The 15,198-nt window shown below is 67.2% G+C and carries 14 protein-coding genes; 1 reads left to right on the top strand and 13 read right to left on the bottom strand.

What is annotated here, in order from left to right:
* Positions 1–5: 5 nt before the first annotated feature.
* Entirely contained in the window at positions 6–1,178 is a 1,173-nt protein-coding gene (locus TSO5_RS01285) for an OpgC domain-containing protein (protein WP_247870524.1), read from the bottom strand.
* A 598-nt stretch (positions 1,179–1,776) separates the two neighbouring features.
* On the opposite strand from TSO5_RS01285, the gene TSO5_RS01290 reads away from it, so the two are divergent.
* Positions 1,777–2,874 (top strand): TRAP transporter substrate-binding protein, encoded by a 1,098-nt coding sequence (locus TSO5_RS01290; RefSeq protein WP_109149895.1) that lies wholly within the window; start codon positions 1,777–1,779, stop codon positions 2,872–2,874.
* A gap of 174 nt (positions 2,875–3,048) precedes the next feature.
* On the opposite strand, the gene TSO5_RS01295 is transcribed toward TSO5_RS01290, so the two are convergent.
* The 12 genes from TSO5_RS01295 to TSO5_RS01350 form a co-directional block, all read right to left on the bottom strand.
* Positions 3,049–3,858: an MBL fold metallo-hydrolase gene (locus TSO5_RS01295; protein WP_109149896.1), complete on the bottom strand. Its 810-nt coding sequence runs from the start codon at positions 3,856–3,858 to the stop codon at positions 3,049–3,051.
* Positions 3,855–4,634, bottom strand: a complete 780-nt coding sequence (locus tag TSO5_RS01300) for a TatD family hydrolase (protein ID WP_109149897.1) — start codon at positions 4,632–4,634, stop codon at positions 3,855–3,857. Before TSO5_RS01300 ends, TSO5_RS01295 begins: the two co-directional genes overlap by 4 nt.
* A gap of 8 nt (positions 4,635–4,642) precedes the next feature.
* Positions 4,643–6,193 carry a methionine--tRNA ligase gene (gene metG / locus TSO5_RS01305; protein WP_109149898.1) on the bottom strand — a complete coding sequence of 517 codons (1,551 nt, stop codon included), beginning with the start codon at positions 6,191–6,193 and terminating at the stop codon, positions 4,643–4,645.
* A 49-nt stretch (positions 6,194–6,242) separates the two neighbouring features.
* Positions 6,243–7,376, bottom strand: a complete 1,134-nt coding sequence (locus TSO5_RS01310; RefSeq protein WP_109149899.1) for a DNA polymerase III subunit delta' — start codon at positions 7,374–7,376, stop codon at positions 6,243–6,245.
* Complete coding sequence (gene tmk, locus TSO5_RS01315; protein ID WP_109149987.1) at positions 7,373–8,032, bottom strand: dTMP kinase; 660 nt, start codon at positions 8,030–8,032, stop codon at positions 7,373–7,375. The genes TSO5_RS01310 and tmk overlap by 4 nt, the downstream gene beginning before the upstream one ends.
* An 11-nt stretch (positions 8,033–8,043) precedes the next feature.
* Complete coding sequence (locus TSO5_RS01320) at positions 8,044–9,234, bottom strand: D-alanyl-D-alanine carboxypeptidase family protein (protein WP_109149900.1); 1,191 nt, start codon at positions 9,232–9,234, stop codon at positions 8,044–8,046.
* Positions 9,235–9,321: 87 nt separating this feature from the next.
* Positions 9,322–10,281: a septal ring lytic transglycosylase RlpA family protein gene (locus TSO5_RS01325; protein ID WP_109149901.1), complete on the bottom strand. Its 960-nt coding sequence runs from the start codon at positions 10,279–10,281 to the stop codon at positions 9,322–9,324.
* A gap of 131 nt (positions 10,282–10,412) precedes the next feature.
* Positions 10,413–11,207, bottom strand: a complete 795-nt coding sequence (locus TSO5_RS01330; protein WP_247870525.1) for a YdcF family protein — start codon at positions 11,205–11,207, stop codon at positions 10,413–10,415.
* Between the two features lie 85 nt (positions 11,208–11,292).
* Positions 11,293–11,685, bottom strand: coding sequence for a VOC family protein (locus TSO5_RS01335; protein WP_109149903.1), 393 nt, complete (start codon positions 11,683–11,685; stop codon positions 11,293–11,295).
* Between the two features lie 49 nt (positions 11,686–11,734).
* Complete coding sequence (locus tag TSO5_RS01340) at positions 11,735–12,316, bottom strand: phospholipid methyltransferase (protein WP_109149904.1); 582 nt, start codon at positions 12,314–12,316, stop codon at positions 11,735–11,737.
* Positions 12,317–12,359: 43 nt separating this feature from the next.
* Positions 12,360–13,064: an exopolysaccharide biosynthesis protein gene (locus TSO5_RS01345; protein WP_247870526.1), complete on the bottom strand. Its 705-nt coding sequence runs from the start codon at positions 13,062–13,064 to the stop codon at positions 12,360–12,362.
* Positions 13,061–14,956, bottom strand: coding sequence for an ABC-F family ATP-binding cassette domain-containing protein (locus TSO5_RS01350; protein WP_109149905.1), 1,896 nt, complete (start codon positions 14,954–14,956; stop codon positions 13,061–13,063). The genes TSO5_RS01345 and TSO5_RS01350 overlap by 4 nt, the downstream gene beginning before the upstream one ends.
* Positions 14,957–15,198 lie beyond the last annotated feature (242 nt).

Here is a 15,198-nt window from a genome sequence, read left to right on the forward strand (position 1 = left end):
ACTCGTCATGTGCCCATTTTCGTGGTGGCAGCAACCCGATGGCGCCGTGCCCGCTCCGCCGACTGGTACCAGTTCAGGAAGCGCGCCATCAGCACCATCGCGGCGATGCCGACCACGGTAACAAGGAACTGGGCGGAAAGCGAGCCGCTGACATGCACAAGCACGGTCTGCCCGGCGAAGGACAGCAGCACGCCCAGGCAGAACACGTGCAGCGACTGCTTCCCGCAGGCGAGCACCGGGGCGGCCAGGGATCCACGCAGCCAGGACGCCCCCGCCGGGACCAGCCACAGCACCAGATAGGCCAGCGCGAAGAAATGCAGCAGGCGCAGCGGGTCGAGGTCGGTCTTGCTGATGGGATAGAGGATCTCCGTCAGCCACACCGGGATCAGCGCGTGCAGCGGGGCGAATTTCCAGGACAATGTCAGAAACAGGCTGGCCAGCAGGATCACCGCCGCCGCGACACCCACCGGCCGGCGGAAGCGGGTCAGCACGGCCCGCAGGTCCGGCTGGAACTGCAGTGACGCGCCCAGCACGAACAGGAACTGCCAGGTGAAGGGGTTGAAGTACCAGACGCCGCCGTCGGGATAGGTCGGCAGGTTCCACCCCCACTGCCGCGCCGCCAGATACAGCGCGCCGGATCCCGCCAGTACTCCCAGAGGCCGGCGGCGCAGAGCCGGCAGCAGCAGCGGAAAGCCCAGCAGAAGCACGATGTAGAGCGGCAGCACGTCCAGGTTGGCCGGCCGGAATTTCAGCAGGATGGCCTGGGTCAGGGCGGTGACGGGATCCTGGAAATAGCCGGCGATGCCCATCTCCTCCGCGAACAGCGGACTGTCGAAGGCGCGGGCGGTGTAGGCGATCTGCGCGGTGTAGGCGAAGAACAGGATGATATAGGTGGCATACAGCGTCCAGCAGCGGTGCAGCACCTGCGCCGCCGCCATCGGCATTCCCTGCCGGTCCAGCGTCCGGCCATAGACCAGCGCGGCGGTGTAGCCGGAGATGAACACGAAGATCTCGGTGGCGTCGCTTAGTCCGAAATTGCGCGGCGTGGCCCACGAGATCTGGTTGGCCGGGATGTGATTCACGAAAATGAACCACAGGGCCAGACCGCGGAAGAAGTCCAGCCGCAGGTCGCGTGCGTCCGTCTCGTTCCCGCTCTCCGCAGCAGTCGCCTTCTTCATGGCCGCGTCTTTCATGGCCGTTCAACCCGCAAGTGCCTGTTCCGCCCTCTTCAACATTCCAGCCCGGCCGGGTTCCCGGGGCACGCCTTGCAAAAGATGGGGGTGCCGCCGCCGGAGTCGAGACGTTTAGCGTCGAATGGATGCGGAACACCAGCGGGCCTTTGATTGAATGAAACCCGCGGCTTCGCGCCGCAGCGTTAAACCTCTGAAATACAGGCTTCAATTCCCGATCGCGCTTGATCCCGACCGTTTGCTTCCTGCATAATCCGATTGGCAAAAGAAAGTTGGGGCGGATCGGCCGGAAGGCCGGCGGCAAGCCCGGATGGACGGGAGGAAACGCACACCAACGTCGGGACGCCATGGAACCGGGCGGATGGCGCAACGCGCCGGTGCCCACCGGTTCCATGGGTCCCGAGGGTGCGCCGTCCGGGTCGGTCGAGCGTGCATCCCACTCATTCCCGCTTTCCCTGCTCACCCGGCATCGCCCGGTCCCGTGAGGGGCCTGCCATGACCGGGTGCGGGCCGGCACGCCTTGGCAGGGTGTCCGCCGGTCCGGCAATAAGAACGCATAACAGAGAATGAACAAGGGAGCTTCTGCATGAAACGTCGTGCATTTCTGACCTCCGCCGGTGTGGGCGTCGCCGCCAGCACGCTTGCCGCCCCCGCCATCGCCCAGTCCACGCCCGAGATCAAGTGGCGCTGCGCCTCCAGCTTCCCGAAGAGCCTCGACACCATCTATGGCGGTGCGGAGTTCGTGGCGAAGCGCGTGGCCGAACTGACGGACGGCAAGTTCCAGATCCGCGTCTTCGCGGCTGGCGAGATCGTTCCGGCTCTGCAGGTTCTGGACGCGGTCAAGGACGGCACGATCGAGTGCGGCCACACCGTCTCCTATTACTACGTCGGCAAGGATCCGACCTTCGCCTTCGATGCGGCGATGCCGTTCGGCCTGAACGCCCGCCAGCAGAACGCCTGGATGACCCACGGCGGCGGCAAGGAGCTGATGGCGGAGTTCTTCGCCGGCCACAATCTGGTCGCCATCGGCGCCGGCAACACCGGCACGCAGATGGGCGGCTGGTTCCGCAAGGAAATCAAGACCGTCGAGGACCTGAAGGGCCTGAAGTTCCGCATCGGCGGCTATGCCGGCACCATCATGGCGAAGCTGGGCGTCGTGCCGCAGCAGATCGGCGGCGGCGACATCTATCCGGCGCTGGAAAAGGGCACCATCGACGGCGCCGAGTTCGTCGGCCCCTATGACGACGAGAAGCTCGGTTTCAACAAGGTCGCCAAGTACTACTACTATCCGGGCTGGTGGGAAGGTGGGCCGCAGGTCTCCATGATGTTCGGCAAGGAGAAGTTCGAGTCGCTGCCGCCGGCTTACAAGGCGGCGCTGCAGGCGGCCTGTTCCGACGCCACGCTCGACATGCTGGGCAAGTACGACGTCCAGAACATGACCGCGCTGAAGCGTCTGGTTGCCGCCGGCACCCAGCTGCGCCCCTTCCCGAACGAGGTGATGCAGGCCTGCTATCAGGCCTCCATCGAAGTGTATGAGGAAGAGGCGGCGAAGAACGAGAAGTTCCGCAAGATCTACGAGGCGTGGAAGAAGTTCCGCGAGGAAGAGTATCTGTGGTTCCGCGTCGCCGAATACAGCTTCGACCGCTTCGTCTACGCGGCCCCGCCGCTTGAGAAGAAGAAGTAAGAAGTTTTGGGTGGGGGCGTCAGCTTCGATTGTCCCCACCCTAACCCTCCCCCGCCCGGCCTATGGCCGGTCCGATCGCAGGGGAGGGGACAAGTGCTTATGCGTGAGAGGGGCGGCAGTTCCTCCCCTGCGGAGCGGGGGAGGTTAGGTGGGGGCATTCGAAGCCAACCACTCTCAAACCTCGATCACCAGCCCATCATACGATGGCTCGACCCCCTCCGGCAGAATCCGCCGCAGGCTGTCGTAGTCCATGCTGTTGTCCATGTGGGTCAGATAGGCCCGCCGTGGCTTCACCCGCTCGATCCACTCCAGCGTCAGCGCCAGATGGGCGTGCACGGGGTGGGGAGGCTCGATCCGGCCGCAATCGACAATCCAGGTATCCACCCCCGCCAGCGCCTCGAACGCGCTGTCATCCAGCCGCACCACGTCGGTTGAATAGGCGAAGCGCCCGAACCGGTAGCCGACCGTCCGCATATAGCCGTGGTCCTGTTCGAACGGCGTCACCTCCAGCCCTTTCACGCTGAACGGGCCGTCGACGCGGTGCGTTTTCAGCACCGGCCGGTAGAAGGGATATCCTTCGGGCAGCGGATCGAAGCAGTAGGGGAAGCGGGTTTCGATGTCCCGCAGATGCTCGTCCCAGCCATAGGCGTCGATCGGCGCATGCATGTGCCGGCAGATCTCGCGCAGCTCGTCGATGCCGTGGCAATGGTCGGCATGCTGGTGAGTCCACAGCACGGCATCCAGCCGCGCACAGCCGCTGTCCAACAGCTGCTGCCGCAGGTCGGGGGAGGTGTCGACCAGCACCGACACCTCGCCGCTCTCCACCAGCACCGACGGGCGCATGCGGCGGTTCTTCGAATTGGCGGGATCGCAGCGGCCCCATTGGCCGCCGGGTATGCCGGCGATCACCGGCACGCCGCGCGACCCGCCACAGCCAAGGACGGTCACGCGCATCGCGCCGGTTGATGCGCCGTCCACTGTCATGCAGCCGCCTTGTCGAACAGGCGGAAGAAATTGTCGGTGGTGACCCGCGCCAGTTCCTCCGCCGACACGCCCTTCACTTCGGCCACGCAGGCCGCGGTATGGGCGACGTAAGCCGGCTCGTTGCGCTTGCCGCGGAAGGGGATCGGCGCGAGGTAAGGCGCATCGGTCTCCACTAGGATGCGGTCGAGCGGCACGTCCTTCACAATGGCGCGCAGGTCTTCCGACTTCTTGAAGGTGACGATCCCGGACAGCGACAGGCTGAAGCCGTACTCCACCGCCTCTTCCGCCAGCGCCCGGCCGGAGCTGAAGCAATGCAGCAGCCCCTTCACCGGCTGGCCGGCCGCTTCCTCCTTGACGATCCGCATGGTGTCGTCGTCGGCATCGCGGGTGTGGATGATCAGCGGCAGGCCGGTCTCCAGGCTGGCGCGGATGTGCCGGCGGAAGCACTCCTGTTGCTGGTCGCGCGGGCTCTTGTCATAGAAGTAATCGAGCCCGGTTTCGCCGAGCCCGATCACCTTGGGATGGCGTGACAGTTCCACCAGCGTTTCGGTCGTGGTGATGGCGAACTCCTCCTGCGCCTGGTGGGGATGGACCCCCACCGAGCAGAGGATGTCGTCATACCGCTCCGCCACCGCCAGGATGCGGTCGAACCGGCTGATGTAGGTGCAGATGGTGACCATCCGCCCGATGCCGGCCTGCCGGGCGCGGTCGACGACCGCGTCCAGTTCTTCGGCGAAATCGGGAAAGTCGAGATGGCAATGGCTGTCGACGAGCATCAGGGAACTCAGGCCTTCGGTTCTTCGACGTAACGCGGGAAGACGCCCTGCGGCGTCGGCAGCGGCGTGCCGGCGGCCAGCGCCCCCGACGGACCCAGCGTGCCGAAGCCGCGCGCATCCGGTCCCAGCGCCAGCAGGTCGAGGATCTTGGCGGAGCTGTCCGGCATCACCGGCTGGGTCAGGATGGCGAGATGACGGATCGTCTCCGCCAGCACATACAGCACGGTGGCCATGCGCGCCGGATCGGTCTTTTTCAGCGCCCACGGGGCCTGTTCGTCGACATAGCGGTTGGCGTCGCCGACCACGGCCCAGATGGCGTCCAGCGCCTTGTGGAACGCCTGCGCCTTGATCTCTGCCCGGACGATGTCCAGCATGCCGTAAGCCGAGCCGAGCAGCGCGTTGTCAGCCTCGGTGAAGGCCCCCGGCGTCGGCACGGCGGCGCCGCAGTTCTTGCCGATCATCGACAGGACGCGCTGCACCAGATTGCCGTAATCGTTGGCAAGGTTGCCGTTGATCCGGTTGACCATCTGCTTGTGCGAGAAGTCGCCGTCATTGCCGAACGGCACTTCGCGCAGCAGGAAATAGCGGGTCTGGTCGAGGCCGTAGGTGTTGACCAGCGTTTCCGGCGCGATGACGTTGCCCAAGGACTTCGACATCTTCTGGCCTTCGATCGTCCACCAGCCATGGGCGAAGACACGGCGGGGCGGCTGCAGGCCGGCGGCCATCAGGAAGGCCGGCCAATAGACGGCGTGGAAGCGCAGGATGTCCTTGCCGACCATGTGCAGGTCGGCCGGCCAGTACGTGGCATACTCCCCCGTCGTGTCGGGATAGCCGACGGCGGTGATGTAGTTCGCCAGCGCGTCGAGCCAGACATACATGATGTGGGCGTCGTCGCCCGGCACCGGGATGCCCCACTTGAAGGTGGTGCGGCTGACCGACAGGTCCTTCAGCCCCGACTTGACGAAGGACATCACCTCGTTGCGCTTGCCGGCCGGCGCGATGAAATCCGGGTTCTGTTCATAGAACTCGATCAGCCGGTCCTGCCAGGCCGAGAGCTTGAAGAAATAGGAGGGCTCCTCCACCCATTCGCACTCGGCGCCGGTGGGGGCGATCTTCTTGCCCTCGGCGTTGGTGGTCAGCTCGTCCTCGCCATAGAAGGCTTCGTCGCGAACCGAATACCAGCCGGCGTAGGAGCCCAGATAGATCTCGCCGCGGTCCTTCAGCACCGTCCACAGCGCCTGCACCGACTTGACGTGGCGCGGCTCGGTGGTGCGGATGAAGTCGTCGTTGGAATAGTTCATCAGCGACACGAGATCGCGGAAATTCTGCGAGACCCGGTCAGTGAACTCCTGCGGCGCGATGCCGGCCTTCTCCGCCGACTTCTCCACCTTCTGGCCGTGCTCGTCGGTGCCGGTCAGGAACTTCACGTCATAGCCGTCGAGGCGCATGAACCGGGCGAGGACGTCGCAGGCAAGCGTCGTGTAAGCGTGGCCGATGTGCGGCACGTCGTTCACGTAATAGATCGGCGTCGTCAGATAGAAGGTCTTCGGCCCGGCCATTTGTGGCACTTTCTTCAAGTAGGTTTAACCGGCAGGTTCTGAAATAACGCTAGGCGGCTGCCGTTTCCAGCGCCGACAAGGCGTTCAGGACCACCTGCTTGCGGTCCAGGTTTGCGGATTCCGCGCGCGCGAAAAGACGCTGAACCTTTTCCCACACCTCCACCCAACGTTCAAGACCGCGAGCATTGGCCAGCCGGGTCATCAGAGCGGCCTCGCCCGGCACCACCTCCGCCGGCCAGGATCCGCGGGCGAGCGACCGGGCGAAGCGGGCCAGCCACCAGACCAGCAGCTCCGTCGCCGTCTCGTACATGCCGTCGTCCTGTTTGCGGACCAGCTTGTCGCCGAAGGCGTGCGCCGCGACGATGTCGATGCGCGGCAGGTCGGACAGCAGCCCGACCATCTCGCGGTACAGCGCCAATCCTCCGGCATCGGCCAGATCAATGGCGCGGCCGACGCTGCCCTCCGACAGGCGGGCCAGCGCCGGGCGATCGTCGGCGGCGATGTCCGGCCGGTGCTGCCCCAGCAGGTCGATGACGGTGTCTTCCGCCAGCGGCTTCAGCGTCAGCTTGCGGCAGCGCGAGCGGATGGTCGGCAGCATGCCGCCGGGATTGTCGCTGACCAGCAGCAGCAGGGCGCCGGGCGGCGGCTCCTCAAGGATTTTCAGGATGGCGTTCAGGCCGCTCAGGTTCATGCGGTCGGCGCCGTCGATCACCGCGACGCGCCAGCCGCCTTCCGCCGAGGTGCGGCGCAGGAACGGACCGATCTTGCGCACGTCGTCCACCGCGATGTCGCGCTTCAGCCGGCCCTTCTTCTCGTCGCGCTGGCGCTCGATGGTCAGCAGGTCGGCATGGCCGCCCGACGCCACCCGGCGGAACACCGGATGGTCGGGGCCGATGTGCAGCGAGGTGACCGGCGCCGCTCCGCCCAAGAGACTATTGCCGAACAGGCTGTCCCCCGGCGGGTCCTGGGCCAGGACGAAGCGGGCGAAGCGGAAGGCCAGCGTCGCCTTGCCGATCCCCGGCGTGCCGCCGATCAGCCAGGCATGCGGCAGCCGGCCGGAATTCCACGCCTCCAGCAGGAGCCGCTCCGCCTCCTCATGCCCGATGAGGTCCGGGTTGCGCCGGGGGGCGAGCGCCTCCTCCGCCGTCGGCGTTGCGGGGGCAGGGGTGCGCGCCTTGCTCACGAGTTCAACCCCAGCCGCCCAGCGACGGAGTCCCAGACGCGGGCCTGTACCCCGTCCAGATCGGCGTCGGCATCCACCACCGCGCAGCGCTCCGGCTCCCGCCGGGCGATGTCGAGGAAGCCGTCGCGCAGCCGCTGGTGAAAGCCGATGTCCATCCGCTCATAGCGGTCCTCGCCGCCATGGCGCGAGGCGGCGCGGCGCAAACCCTGCTCGACCTCGATGTCCAGGATCAGCGTCAGGTCGGGGCGGAACTCGCCGAGCGCCGCCCGCTGCAGGGTCTCCACCAGTTCGCGTCCCAGCCCCAGCCCATAGCCCTGATAGGCCATGGTGCTGTCGAAGAAGCGGTCGCACAGCACCCACTTGCCGGCCTCCAACGCCGGCCACACCGTCCGTTCCAGATGATCGCGGCGGGCGGCGGTGTGCAGCAGCGCCTCCGTCACCGGGCTCCAGCGGCCGGTCTCGCCGGTCACCAGCAGGCCGCGGATTTCCTCCGCCCCAGGCGATCCGCCCGGCTCGCGCGTCGTCACCACGTCGATGCCGCGGGCGCGCAGGGACTCGGCCAGACGGCGCAACTGAGTCGACTTGCCGGCCCCTTCGCCGCCTTCCAGCGTGATGAAGCGGCCACGGTTGGCGGAGGCGGTGAAGGAGGTCGGCATGGTCGTCACGATTACAGGCTGTTGCCGAAAACGAGATATTTGGCGGCGGCGAAGGCGCGGCCGACGAAGCCGGCCTTCGGCACGTCCTGCGCCGCGACCACCGGCACCTCCTTGCCCGGGAAGCCGGGGGCGGAGATGACCAGCTTGCCGACAGTGTCGCCCTTCTTGATCGGGGCGGCAACCGGCGCGCTGCTGACCAGCGACACCTTCATGCCGGGGCGGTCGGCGCGGCCCATGGTGACGCTCAGGTTCTGCGGCACGGTGACCGGCACCATATCCTGCTCACCCAGCCAGACCGGCACCTGCTCGATCGTCTCGCCGCCCTTGTAGAGGGTGTAGGAGGCGAATTCACGGAAACCCCACTCGATCAGCCGGGCCGATTCGTCGGCGCGTGCCTGCATGCTGGGCAGGCCGTTGACCACCAGCAGCAGGCGCCGCCCCTCGCGCTCGCCCGATGCGGTCAGGCCATAGCCGCCTGCCTCGGTGTGGCCGGTCTTCAACCCGTCCACATTCATGTTGCGGTAGAGCAGCGGGTTGCGGTTGCCCTGGGTGATGCCGTGATACTTGAACTCCCGGATCGAATCGTACTTGTAGAACTCGGGGAAATCCTTGATCAGGCGCTCGGCAAGGAGCGCGAGGTCACGGGCGGTCATATAGTGGTTCGGGTCGGGCCAGCCGGTGGCGTTGACGAAGTTGCTGTTCTTCAGTCCCAGCTCGCGCGCCTTCTTGTTCGCCTGCTCGGCGAACGCCCCTTCCGATCCGGCCAGCCCTTCGGCCAGCACGATGCAGGCGTCGTTGCCGGACTGGACGATCATGCCCTTCAGCAGGTCGTCGACCTTGATGTTGTTGTGAAGCTCCACGAACATCTTGGAGCCCTGCATCCGCCAGGCCCGCTCGCTGACCGGCAGCGTGCTCTCCAGCGTCAGGCGGCCGGCCTTGATGGCCTCGAAGACCATGTAGGCGGTCATGATCTTGCTCATCGACGAGGGCGCCATGCGCTCGTCGGCGTTCTTCTCGAACAGTACGGTGTCAGAGGTCAGATCGACCAGGATCGCCTGCTTGGCGATGGTGTCGATGGTCGCGGCCTGGACCGAGACCGCGGTGAAGCCGGCGCCAATCGTGGCCCCGGCCATCGCAATTCCGGCCGCAACAGCAACGGAACGGCCGAAAACGGCGCACAGGCGGACGACAACAGCGTTCATGGCAACAATCCTCCAAGGGCACTCGGTACAGGCATTGGGTCATTGGCGCTCGTGAAGAGCAGCCGGGATGGAAGTCGGGTGGACGGATCAATCCACCACGATTTTGGCCTCCGTAAGGCCGGCCTGGATGATCTGGTTCAGCAGGCTGTCGGCACGGTCCACGTTGTCCAGCGGGCCGACGCGGACGCGGTGCAGGGTCATGCCGGCCGACCGCGTCTGGCTGACGCTGGCGCGCTGGCCGATGGCGGACAGCCGGGCACGAGCCTTCGCCACATTCTCCTCGCTGCCGAAGGCGCCGACCTGCACATAGATGGCCTCGTGCGCCCTCACCGGCAATTGCGACACCACCGGGGCCGGCACGAAGCGTCCTTCCGACATGCTGCCGGCGACGGTCGCCGGCGGGGGAATTGGGGCGCCGACCACCGCCGGGCGGGCGGCCGCCAGCGTCGTCACCGGTCCGGCCGGTCCCGTCACCTCGATCCGGCCGCGCGGGGCGGCCTTCGGCGGCGGGCCGTCGAGTTCGGCCAGCATCGGGGCGGGCGTGCCCTGGCGCGCGGCGGCGGCGATGGCGCGGCTTTCCTCGGCCAGGATCTGCACGCGCACCTTGGCGGTGCCGGGACCGTCGAAGCCAAGCAGCTGGGCGCCGCGGCGCGACATGTCGATGATGCGGCCGTTGGCGTAAGGGCCGCGGTCGTTGACGCGCACCACGATGGAGCGGCCGTTGTCCAGATTGGTCACCCGCACCAGGCTCGGCATCGGCAGCGTCTTGTGCGCGGCGGTCAGCTCGTTCTGGTCGTAGATCTCGCCGTTGGCGGTGTTCTTCTCATGGAAACCGGGGCCGTACCACGAGGCGATGCCGGTCTCGTCGTAGCTGTAATCTTCCTTGGGATAGTACCAGACGCCGTTGATCTGATAGGGCTTGCCCACCTTGTAGACGCCGCTGGTCGGAAGGCCCGAGCCGGTGCCGGCGGGCTTCTGCGCACAGGCGGCGAGCGCTGCCACGCCGACCAGCACGAAGACCCTGCTTACCCCGCGCCAGCGACGCATCCGCCAATTTCCTTCTTTCCCGACCCCGCCCCACCACCGGGGCGGCGGCACTCTAGCGGAGTGGCATCGCCGCGCCAATGCCTCGAACGCGGCAGAAACACGATGACACAGCCCGCACGCGGGCAGGACGCTTAGCGGCCGGGGAACAGACTATCGGTGCGGCCCATCAGCCAATAGGCGGTCAGCCCGATCCATTCCCGCACCGCGTCGTCGAGGATCACCAGATTCTGTCCGAACTCGAACCGCAAGTAGGGCTTGGCGTCGTGGCGGGTGCGGTAATCGACGGGGTAGGGGATCACCTCCCACCCGATCTGCCGGAAGATGCCGACCGACCGCGGCATGTGCATGGCCGACGTGACGAGGACCCAGCGCTCCCCCGGCGCCGGTTTGACCATGTCCTTGCTGAAGACCGCGTTCTCCCAGGTGTTGCGGGAGTCCGCCTCGTAGATCACGCGGTCGGCGGGGATGCCGGCCTGAGCCAAGGCGGCGCGGGCGGTGACGTCCTCCTTGTACTCCTGCCCCAGCAGCCGGCCGGACCCGCCGGTGAAGACCGCTTTGGCCTCCGGATGGCGGCGGACGAGGTCGGCGAAGCCCAGGATGCGTTCGGCCGCCTCATTGACGGAGGGATCGCCGCGGTCGGCGGTGATCGGCGGGTTGACCGCGCCGCCCAGCATGACGATGCCGTCGATCCGCCCCTCCGGCTCCACCCGTGGGAAGCGGTTCTCCAGCGGCAGGGCGACCAGCGCGCCCAGTCCCGTATACATGACCAGCAGAAGCAGCACCGCCGCCAGCGTGACCAGCCGCCGCCCCGCGCGCTGCCAGCGCCGTGTCCGCAGCAGCAGTGCCCCCAGCGCCACCGCCAGCACCAGCGCATTGCCGGGCGCGAAGACGCCCCACAGCAGCTTCGACAGGATGAAGGACAGCACCGGCACGCTCACGATGGTGAAAGGGGAGGGGGCGAAGCATAAGCGGGGCGGTTGGGACGGGGCAACCGCGTCGGCTCCGGCGCCGTCAGCCCCCGACCGGCGTGCAAAGCTCCACAAGGGTGCCGTCGGGGCAGCGGATGAAGGAGACGGTCTGTCCCCACGGCATGGCCTTCGGCGGCGCCAGTTCGGTGGCGCCGGCGGTCAGTGCGGTGGCGTGCGCCGCCTCCACATCGTCGGTAACCAGGGCGATCTCGACGCCCAGGGGCTTCTCGCTGCCGCTGGCGAAGACATAGCCGGCGGAGTGGTGCGATAGCGCCAGCTCTTGGCTGGCGAAGGACAGGGTGGTGGAGCCGGTGTCCAGCTCGCCATAGTCGCCCGTTTCGGCGAGGAAGCGGCGGTTCAGGCCGAATGCCTTCTCGAAGAAGCCCAGCGATGCCGCGACATCGGGAACGTAGAGAATCGTATAGCCAAACTTCATGACGGCCCTCACTTGTATGGGTGACCGGAGGGAGGCGACTCTATCACTCTCAGGCGCGGTGGTATCCCCACACCGACGCCGGCGGCAGATTGCGTAGCGTGAAGCCCAGCCGCTCCCCCTTCAGCCTCAGCGCCCCGCGGTTCAGCGGCGAATGCGGCATGAAGCTGTAGAGCAGGAAGCGCCCGCCCGGCCGCAGGATGCGGAAGGTGGCGTCCAGCACCTCGCGCTGGAACTCCAGCGGGAAGGTGATCATCGGGATGCCGATCACCACCGTGCCGACCTTGCCGCACAACGCCTCGCCCTGCAACTCAGGCGCCTTGCGGCAATCGTCGGCGATGACGGTGACGGCGGGGCAGCGGGCGCGCAGATGGCGGGCGAGGTCGCGGTCGATCTCGAAACTGTAGAGCCGGTCGGCAGGGATGCCGGACTCCAGGATTGCAGCGGTGATCGGGCCGGTGCCGCCGCCGAACTCCACCACCGCTTCGCCCGGCTCGCAGCGGATCTCGCGTGTGATCCGGCGGCGCAGCGCCGGTGAGGACGGGGCGACCGACCCCATCGCCCAGGGATCGGCCAGCCAGCGGCGGAAGAACAGCCAGGATTCGGAAAGCGACGCGGGTGCGGTTCGGTTCATCTGTGGGCCTCCCTGGATCGGGGCGGCCCATCCGCGGCTCACCCTACAGCGGAGTTGCTGCCAGAAGTTGGTGACCTGCGTATGACAGCCCGCTCGCCACCAGCGTCAAAAACACCAGCGCCGCCACGGTCAGCCCCAGCCCGATGCCGATGGCGCCGCCGTCGCGCTCGATCAGCCCCAGCGAGATCAGCACCAGCGCGAAGCCCGGCAGCCAGCCGGTCAGCGGCAGCGGCACGATGCAGGTCAGCGTCAGGATGAACAGCAGAAGCCCGAACCAGCGTTCCTGATCGATCCGGGCGAGGCGGTGGAGCCGCGGCTTCAGCATCCGCTCGATCCCGGTCAGACGCGGCATGGCGGCGTCCAGCGTCCGCGCCGCCAGCTTGGTGCCGATGGAGCGGCGCAGCAGCCAGTCCGGCAGCCCCGCCCCGCGCCGGCCGAAAGCCAGTTGGGCGGTGTAGAGCACGATGGGCAGGTCGAACAGGCAGGACACGCCCAGCGGCACCGGCGCGATGGTGGGCAGCGACAGCGCCAGCAGGATGGTGCCGAGCGAGCGGTCGCCCAGCGCCCGGATCAGATCGCCCAGCGTGACCCGCCCCTGGGGCAGGTTGGCGCGGAAGCGGGCCAGCACGTCCGACGTGCGCTCCTCCTCCACCGTTCCGCACAGGGCGGGCAGGGCGATGGCGCCGTCGCGCTGCGGCCCGCCGACCTCATCGGCGAGCGGGTGGTCGATGTGGTGATCGGCGTTCAAACGCCGGCCTCCGCCGCGGCGCTCTCGTAAAGTTCGAGCGCCTCCAGCCAAGTTTCCTCTGCGGTCGCCAGCTTCTTCTCCACCGTGCCCAGGTCGATCTGCAGCTTGGTCAGCTTGTCCGACGGGCCGCTGTAGAGCGCGGGGTCGGCCATCTTCGCTTCGATCTTGCGCTTCTCCTCGCTCAGCTTGGTCACCAGCGCCTCGGCGTCGGTGGCCTTGCGCTTCAAGGGGGCGAGCGCCGTGCGCGCCTCGGCGGCGGCGCGGCGCTGGTCCTTCTTGTTCGGCCCGGCGTCGCGCTCCGCGCCGCCCTTGGCAACGGCCCGCTCCGCCTTGGCGCGGTCGAGCAGATAGCGGCGGTAGTCGTCCAGATCGCCGTCATAGGCCTGCACGGTGCCGTCGGCGACCAGCAGCAGCCGGTCCACCGTCATCTCGATCAGGTGCGGGTCGTGGCTGATGACGATGACGGCGCCGGGGAAGTCGTTGATCGCCTCGATCAGCGCTTCGCGGCTGTCGATGTCCAGATGGTTGGTCGGTTCGTCCAGCATCAGGATGTGCGGGACTTCCCGGCTCATCAGCGCCAGCAGAAGCCGGGCCTTCTCGCCGCCCGACAGGTTGGCGATCTTGGTCTCCGCCTTCGCCTGGGGAAAGCCGAAGCGGCCCAGATGGGCGCGCACCTTCTCCTCCAGCGCCAGCGGCATGATGCGCTGGGTCTGCTGGATCGGCGTCAGCGACAGGTCCAGTTCCTCGGCCTGATGCTGGGCGAAATAGCCGATGCGCAGCTTGGACGACCGCCGCATCTCGCCGGCCATCGGCTGCAGCCGGTTGGCCAGCAGCTTGACCAGCGTCGACTTGCCGTTGCCGTTGGCGCCCAAGAGGCCGATGCGGTCCTCCATGTCGATGCGCAGGTTGACCCGTCGCAGGATCACCTTGTCGCCATAGCCGATGCTCACCCCCTCCAGCGCGATCAGCGGCGGCGCCAACTCGTCGGGGGCTGGGAAGTTGAAGACGACCTCGGGATCGTCCTCCATCAGCGTGATCGACTCCATCTTCTCCAGCAGCTTCAGGCGGCTCTGCGCCTGACGGGCCTTGCTGGCCTTGAAGCGGAAGCGGTCGACATAGGACATCATGTGCTTGCGCCGCGCCTCCTGCTTGGCGGCCATGGAGGCGATGCGCTCCTGGTTGGCGCGGCGCTGCGCCAGGAACTGGTCGTAATTGCCGCTGTAGGTGACGAGCTTGCCCTGGTCGATGTGGATCGTCGTGGTCGGCACAGCGTTCAGCAGTTCGCGGTCGTGGCTGACCAGCAGGATGGTGTGCGGGTAGTTCTTCAGATAGCCCTCGAGCCAGATGGTCGCTTCGAGGTCGAGGTGGTTGGTCGGCTCGTCCAGCAGCAGCAGGTCGGGGCGGGAGAACAGCACGCCGGCCAGCGCCACGCGCATCCGCCAGCCGCCGGAGAAGTCGGAGCAGGGCCGCTGCTGCGCCTCCGCATCGAAGCCCAGGCCGGACAGCACCTGCGCGGCGCGCGATGGGGCGGAATGCGCCTCGATGTCGGCGAGCCTCGCATGGATTTCGCCAATGCGCATCGGGTCGGTCGCCGTCTCCGCCTCAGCCAGCAGGGCGGTGCGTTCGGTGTCGGCGGCCAGCACGGCGTCGATCAGCAAGGTCGGGCCGCTGGGGGCCTCCTGCGCCACCATGCCCATCCGCATGCCGGCCGGCAGGGTGACGGCGCCGGCATCCGTCTGCAGCTGGCCCGAGATCAGCTTCAGCAGGGTCGATTTCCCGGTGCCGTTGCGCCCGACCAGCGCCACGCGGTGCCCCTTGGACACGACGGCGGTCGCATGGTCGAACAACACTCGGCCGCCGAAGCGGAAGGTCAGGTCATTGATGTGCAGCATAGCGCGCGAGGATGTAGCACGAGGGGCCGCGGATTTGAAGCGGGGGCCGGCGAATGGCACGGCTTTGTCCCGCGCGGGACGGCCCGAATGCCGGGCCAGCGGACGGTTGCGGACCCTCCGGTTTGTTTGAACACGACTAATTCGGAGAACGGAACCGCCACCCGGTCTTTTTTTGATTGAACGTCCAATCAATAAAAATCAGTCTCTCCTTGTGGAATGATCGTGCTTCGATCCAATGCACC

The organism is Azospirillum sp. TSO5, assembly GCF_003116065.1.
In the GTDB taxonomy this organism is placed as follows: Bacteria; Pseudomonadota; Alphaproteobacteria; order Azospirillales; family Azospirillaceae; genus Azospirillum.

What these genes read in the sequence shown, in the direction of transcription:
- TSO5_RS01350 (WP_109149905.1), bottom strand. Translation starts at nt 14,956, where the DNA reads ATGCTGCACATCAATGACCTGACCTTCCGCTTCGGCGGCCGAGTGTTG.
- tmk (WP_109149987.1), bottom strand. Translation starts at nt 8,032, where the DNA reads ATGCCGACCTCCTTCACCGCCTCCGCCAACCGTGGCCGCTTCATCACG.
- TSO5_RS01295 (WP_109149896.1), bottom strand. Translation starts at nt 3,858, where the DNA reads ATGACAGTGGACGGCGCATCAACCGGCGCGATGCGCGTGACCGTCCTT.
- TSO5_RS01285 (WP_247870524.1), bottom strand. Translation starts at nt 1,178, where the DNA reads ATGAAGAAGGCGACTGCTGCGGAGAGCGGGAACGAGACGGACGCACGC.
- TSO5_RS01320 (WP_109149900.1), bottom strand. Translation starts at nt 9,234, where the DNA reads ATGAACGCTGTTGTCGTCCGCCTGTGCGCCGTTTTCGGCCGTTCCGTT.
- TSO5_RS01300 (WP_109149897.1), bottom strand. Translation starts at nt 4,634, where the DNA reads ATGCTCGTCGACAGCCATTGCCATCTCGACTTTCCCGATTTCGCCGAA.
- TSO5_RS01325 (WP_109149901.1), bottom strand. Translation starts at nt 10,281, where the DNA reads ATGCGTCGCTGGCGCGGGGTAAGCAGGGTCTTCGTGCTGGTCGGCGTG.
- TSO5_RS01335 (WP_109149903.1), bottom strand. Translation starts at nt 11,685, where the DNA reads ATGAAGTTTGGCTATACGATTCTCTACGTTCCCGATGTCGCGGCATCG.
- TSO5_RS01290 (WP_109149895.1), top strand. Translation starts at nt 1,777, where the DNA reads ATGAAACGTCGTGCATTTCTGACCTCCGCCGGTGTGGGCGTCGCCGCC.
- metG (WP_109149898.1), bottom strand. Translation starts at nt 6,193, where the DNA reads ATGGCCGGGCCGAAGACCTTCTATCTGACGACGCCGATCTATTACGTG.
- TSO5_RS01340 (WP_109149904.1), bottom strand. Translation starts at nt 12,316, where the DNA reads ATGAACCGAACCGCACCCGCGTCGCTTTCCGAATCCTGGCTGTTCTTC.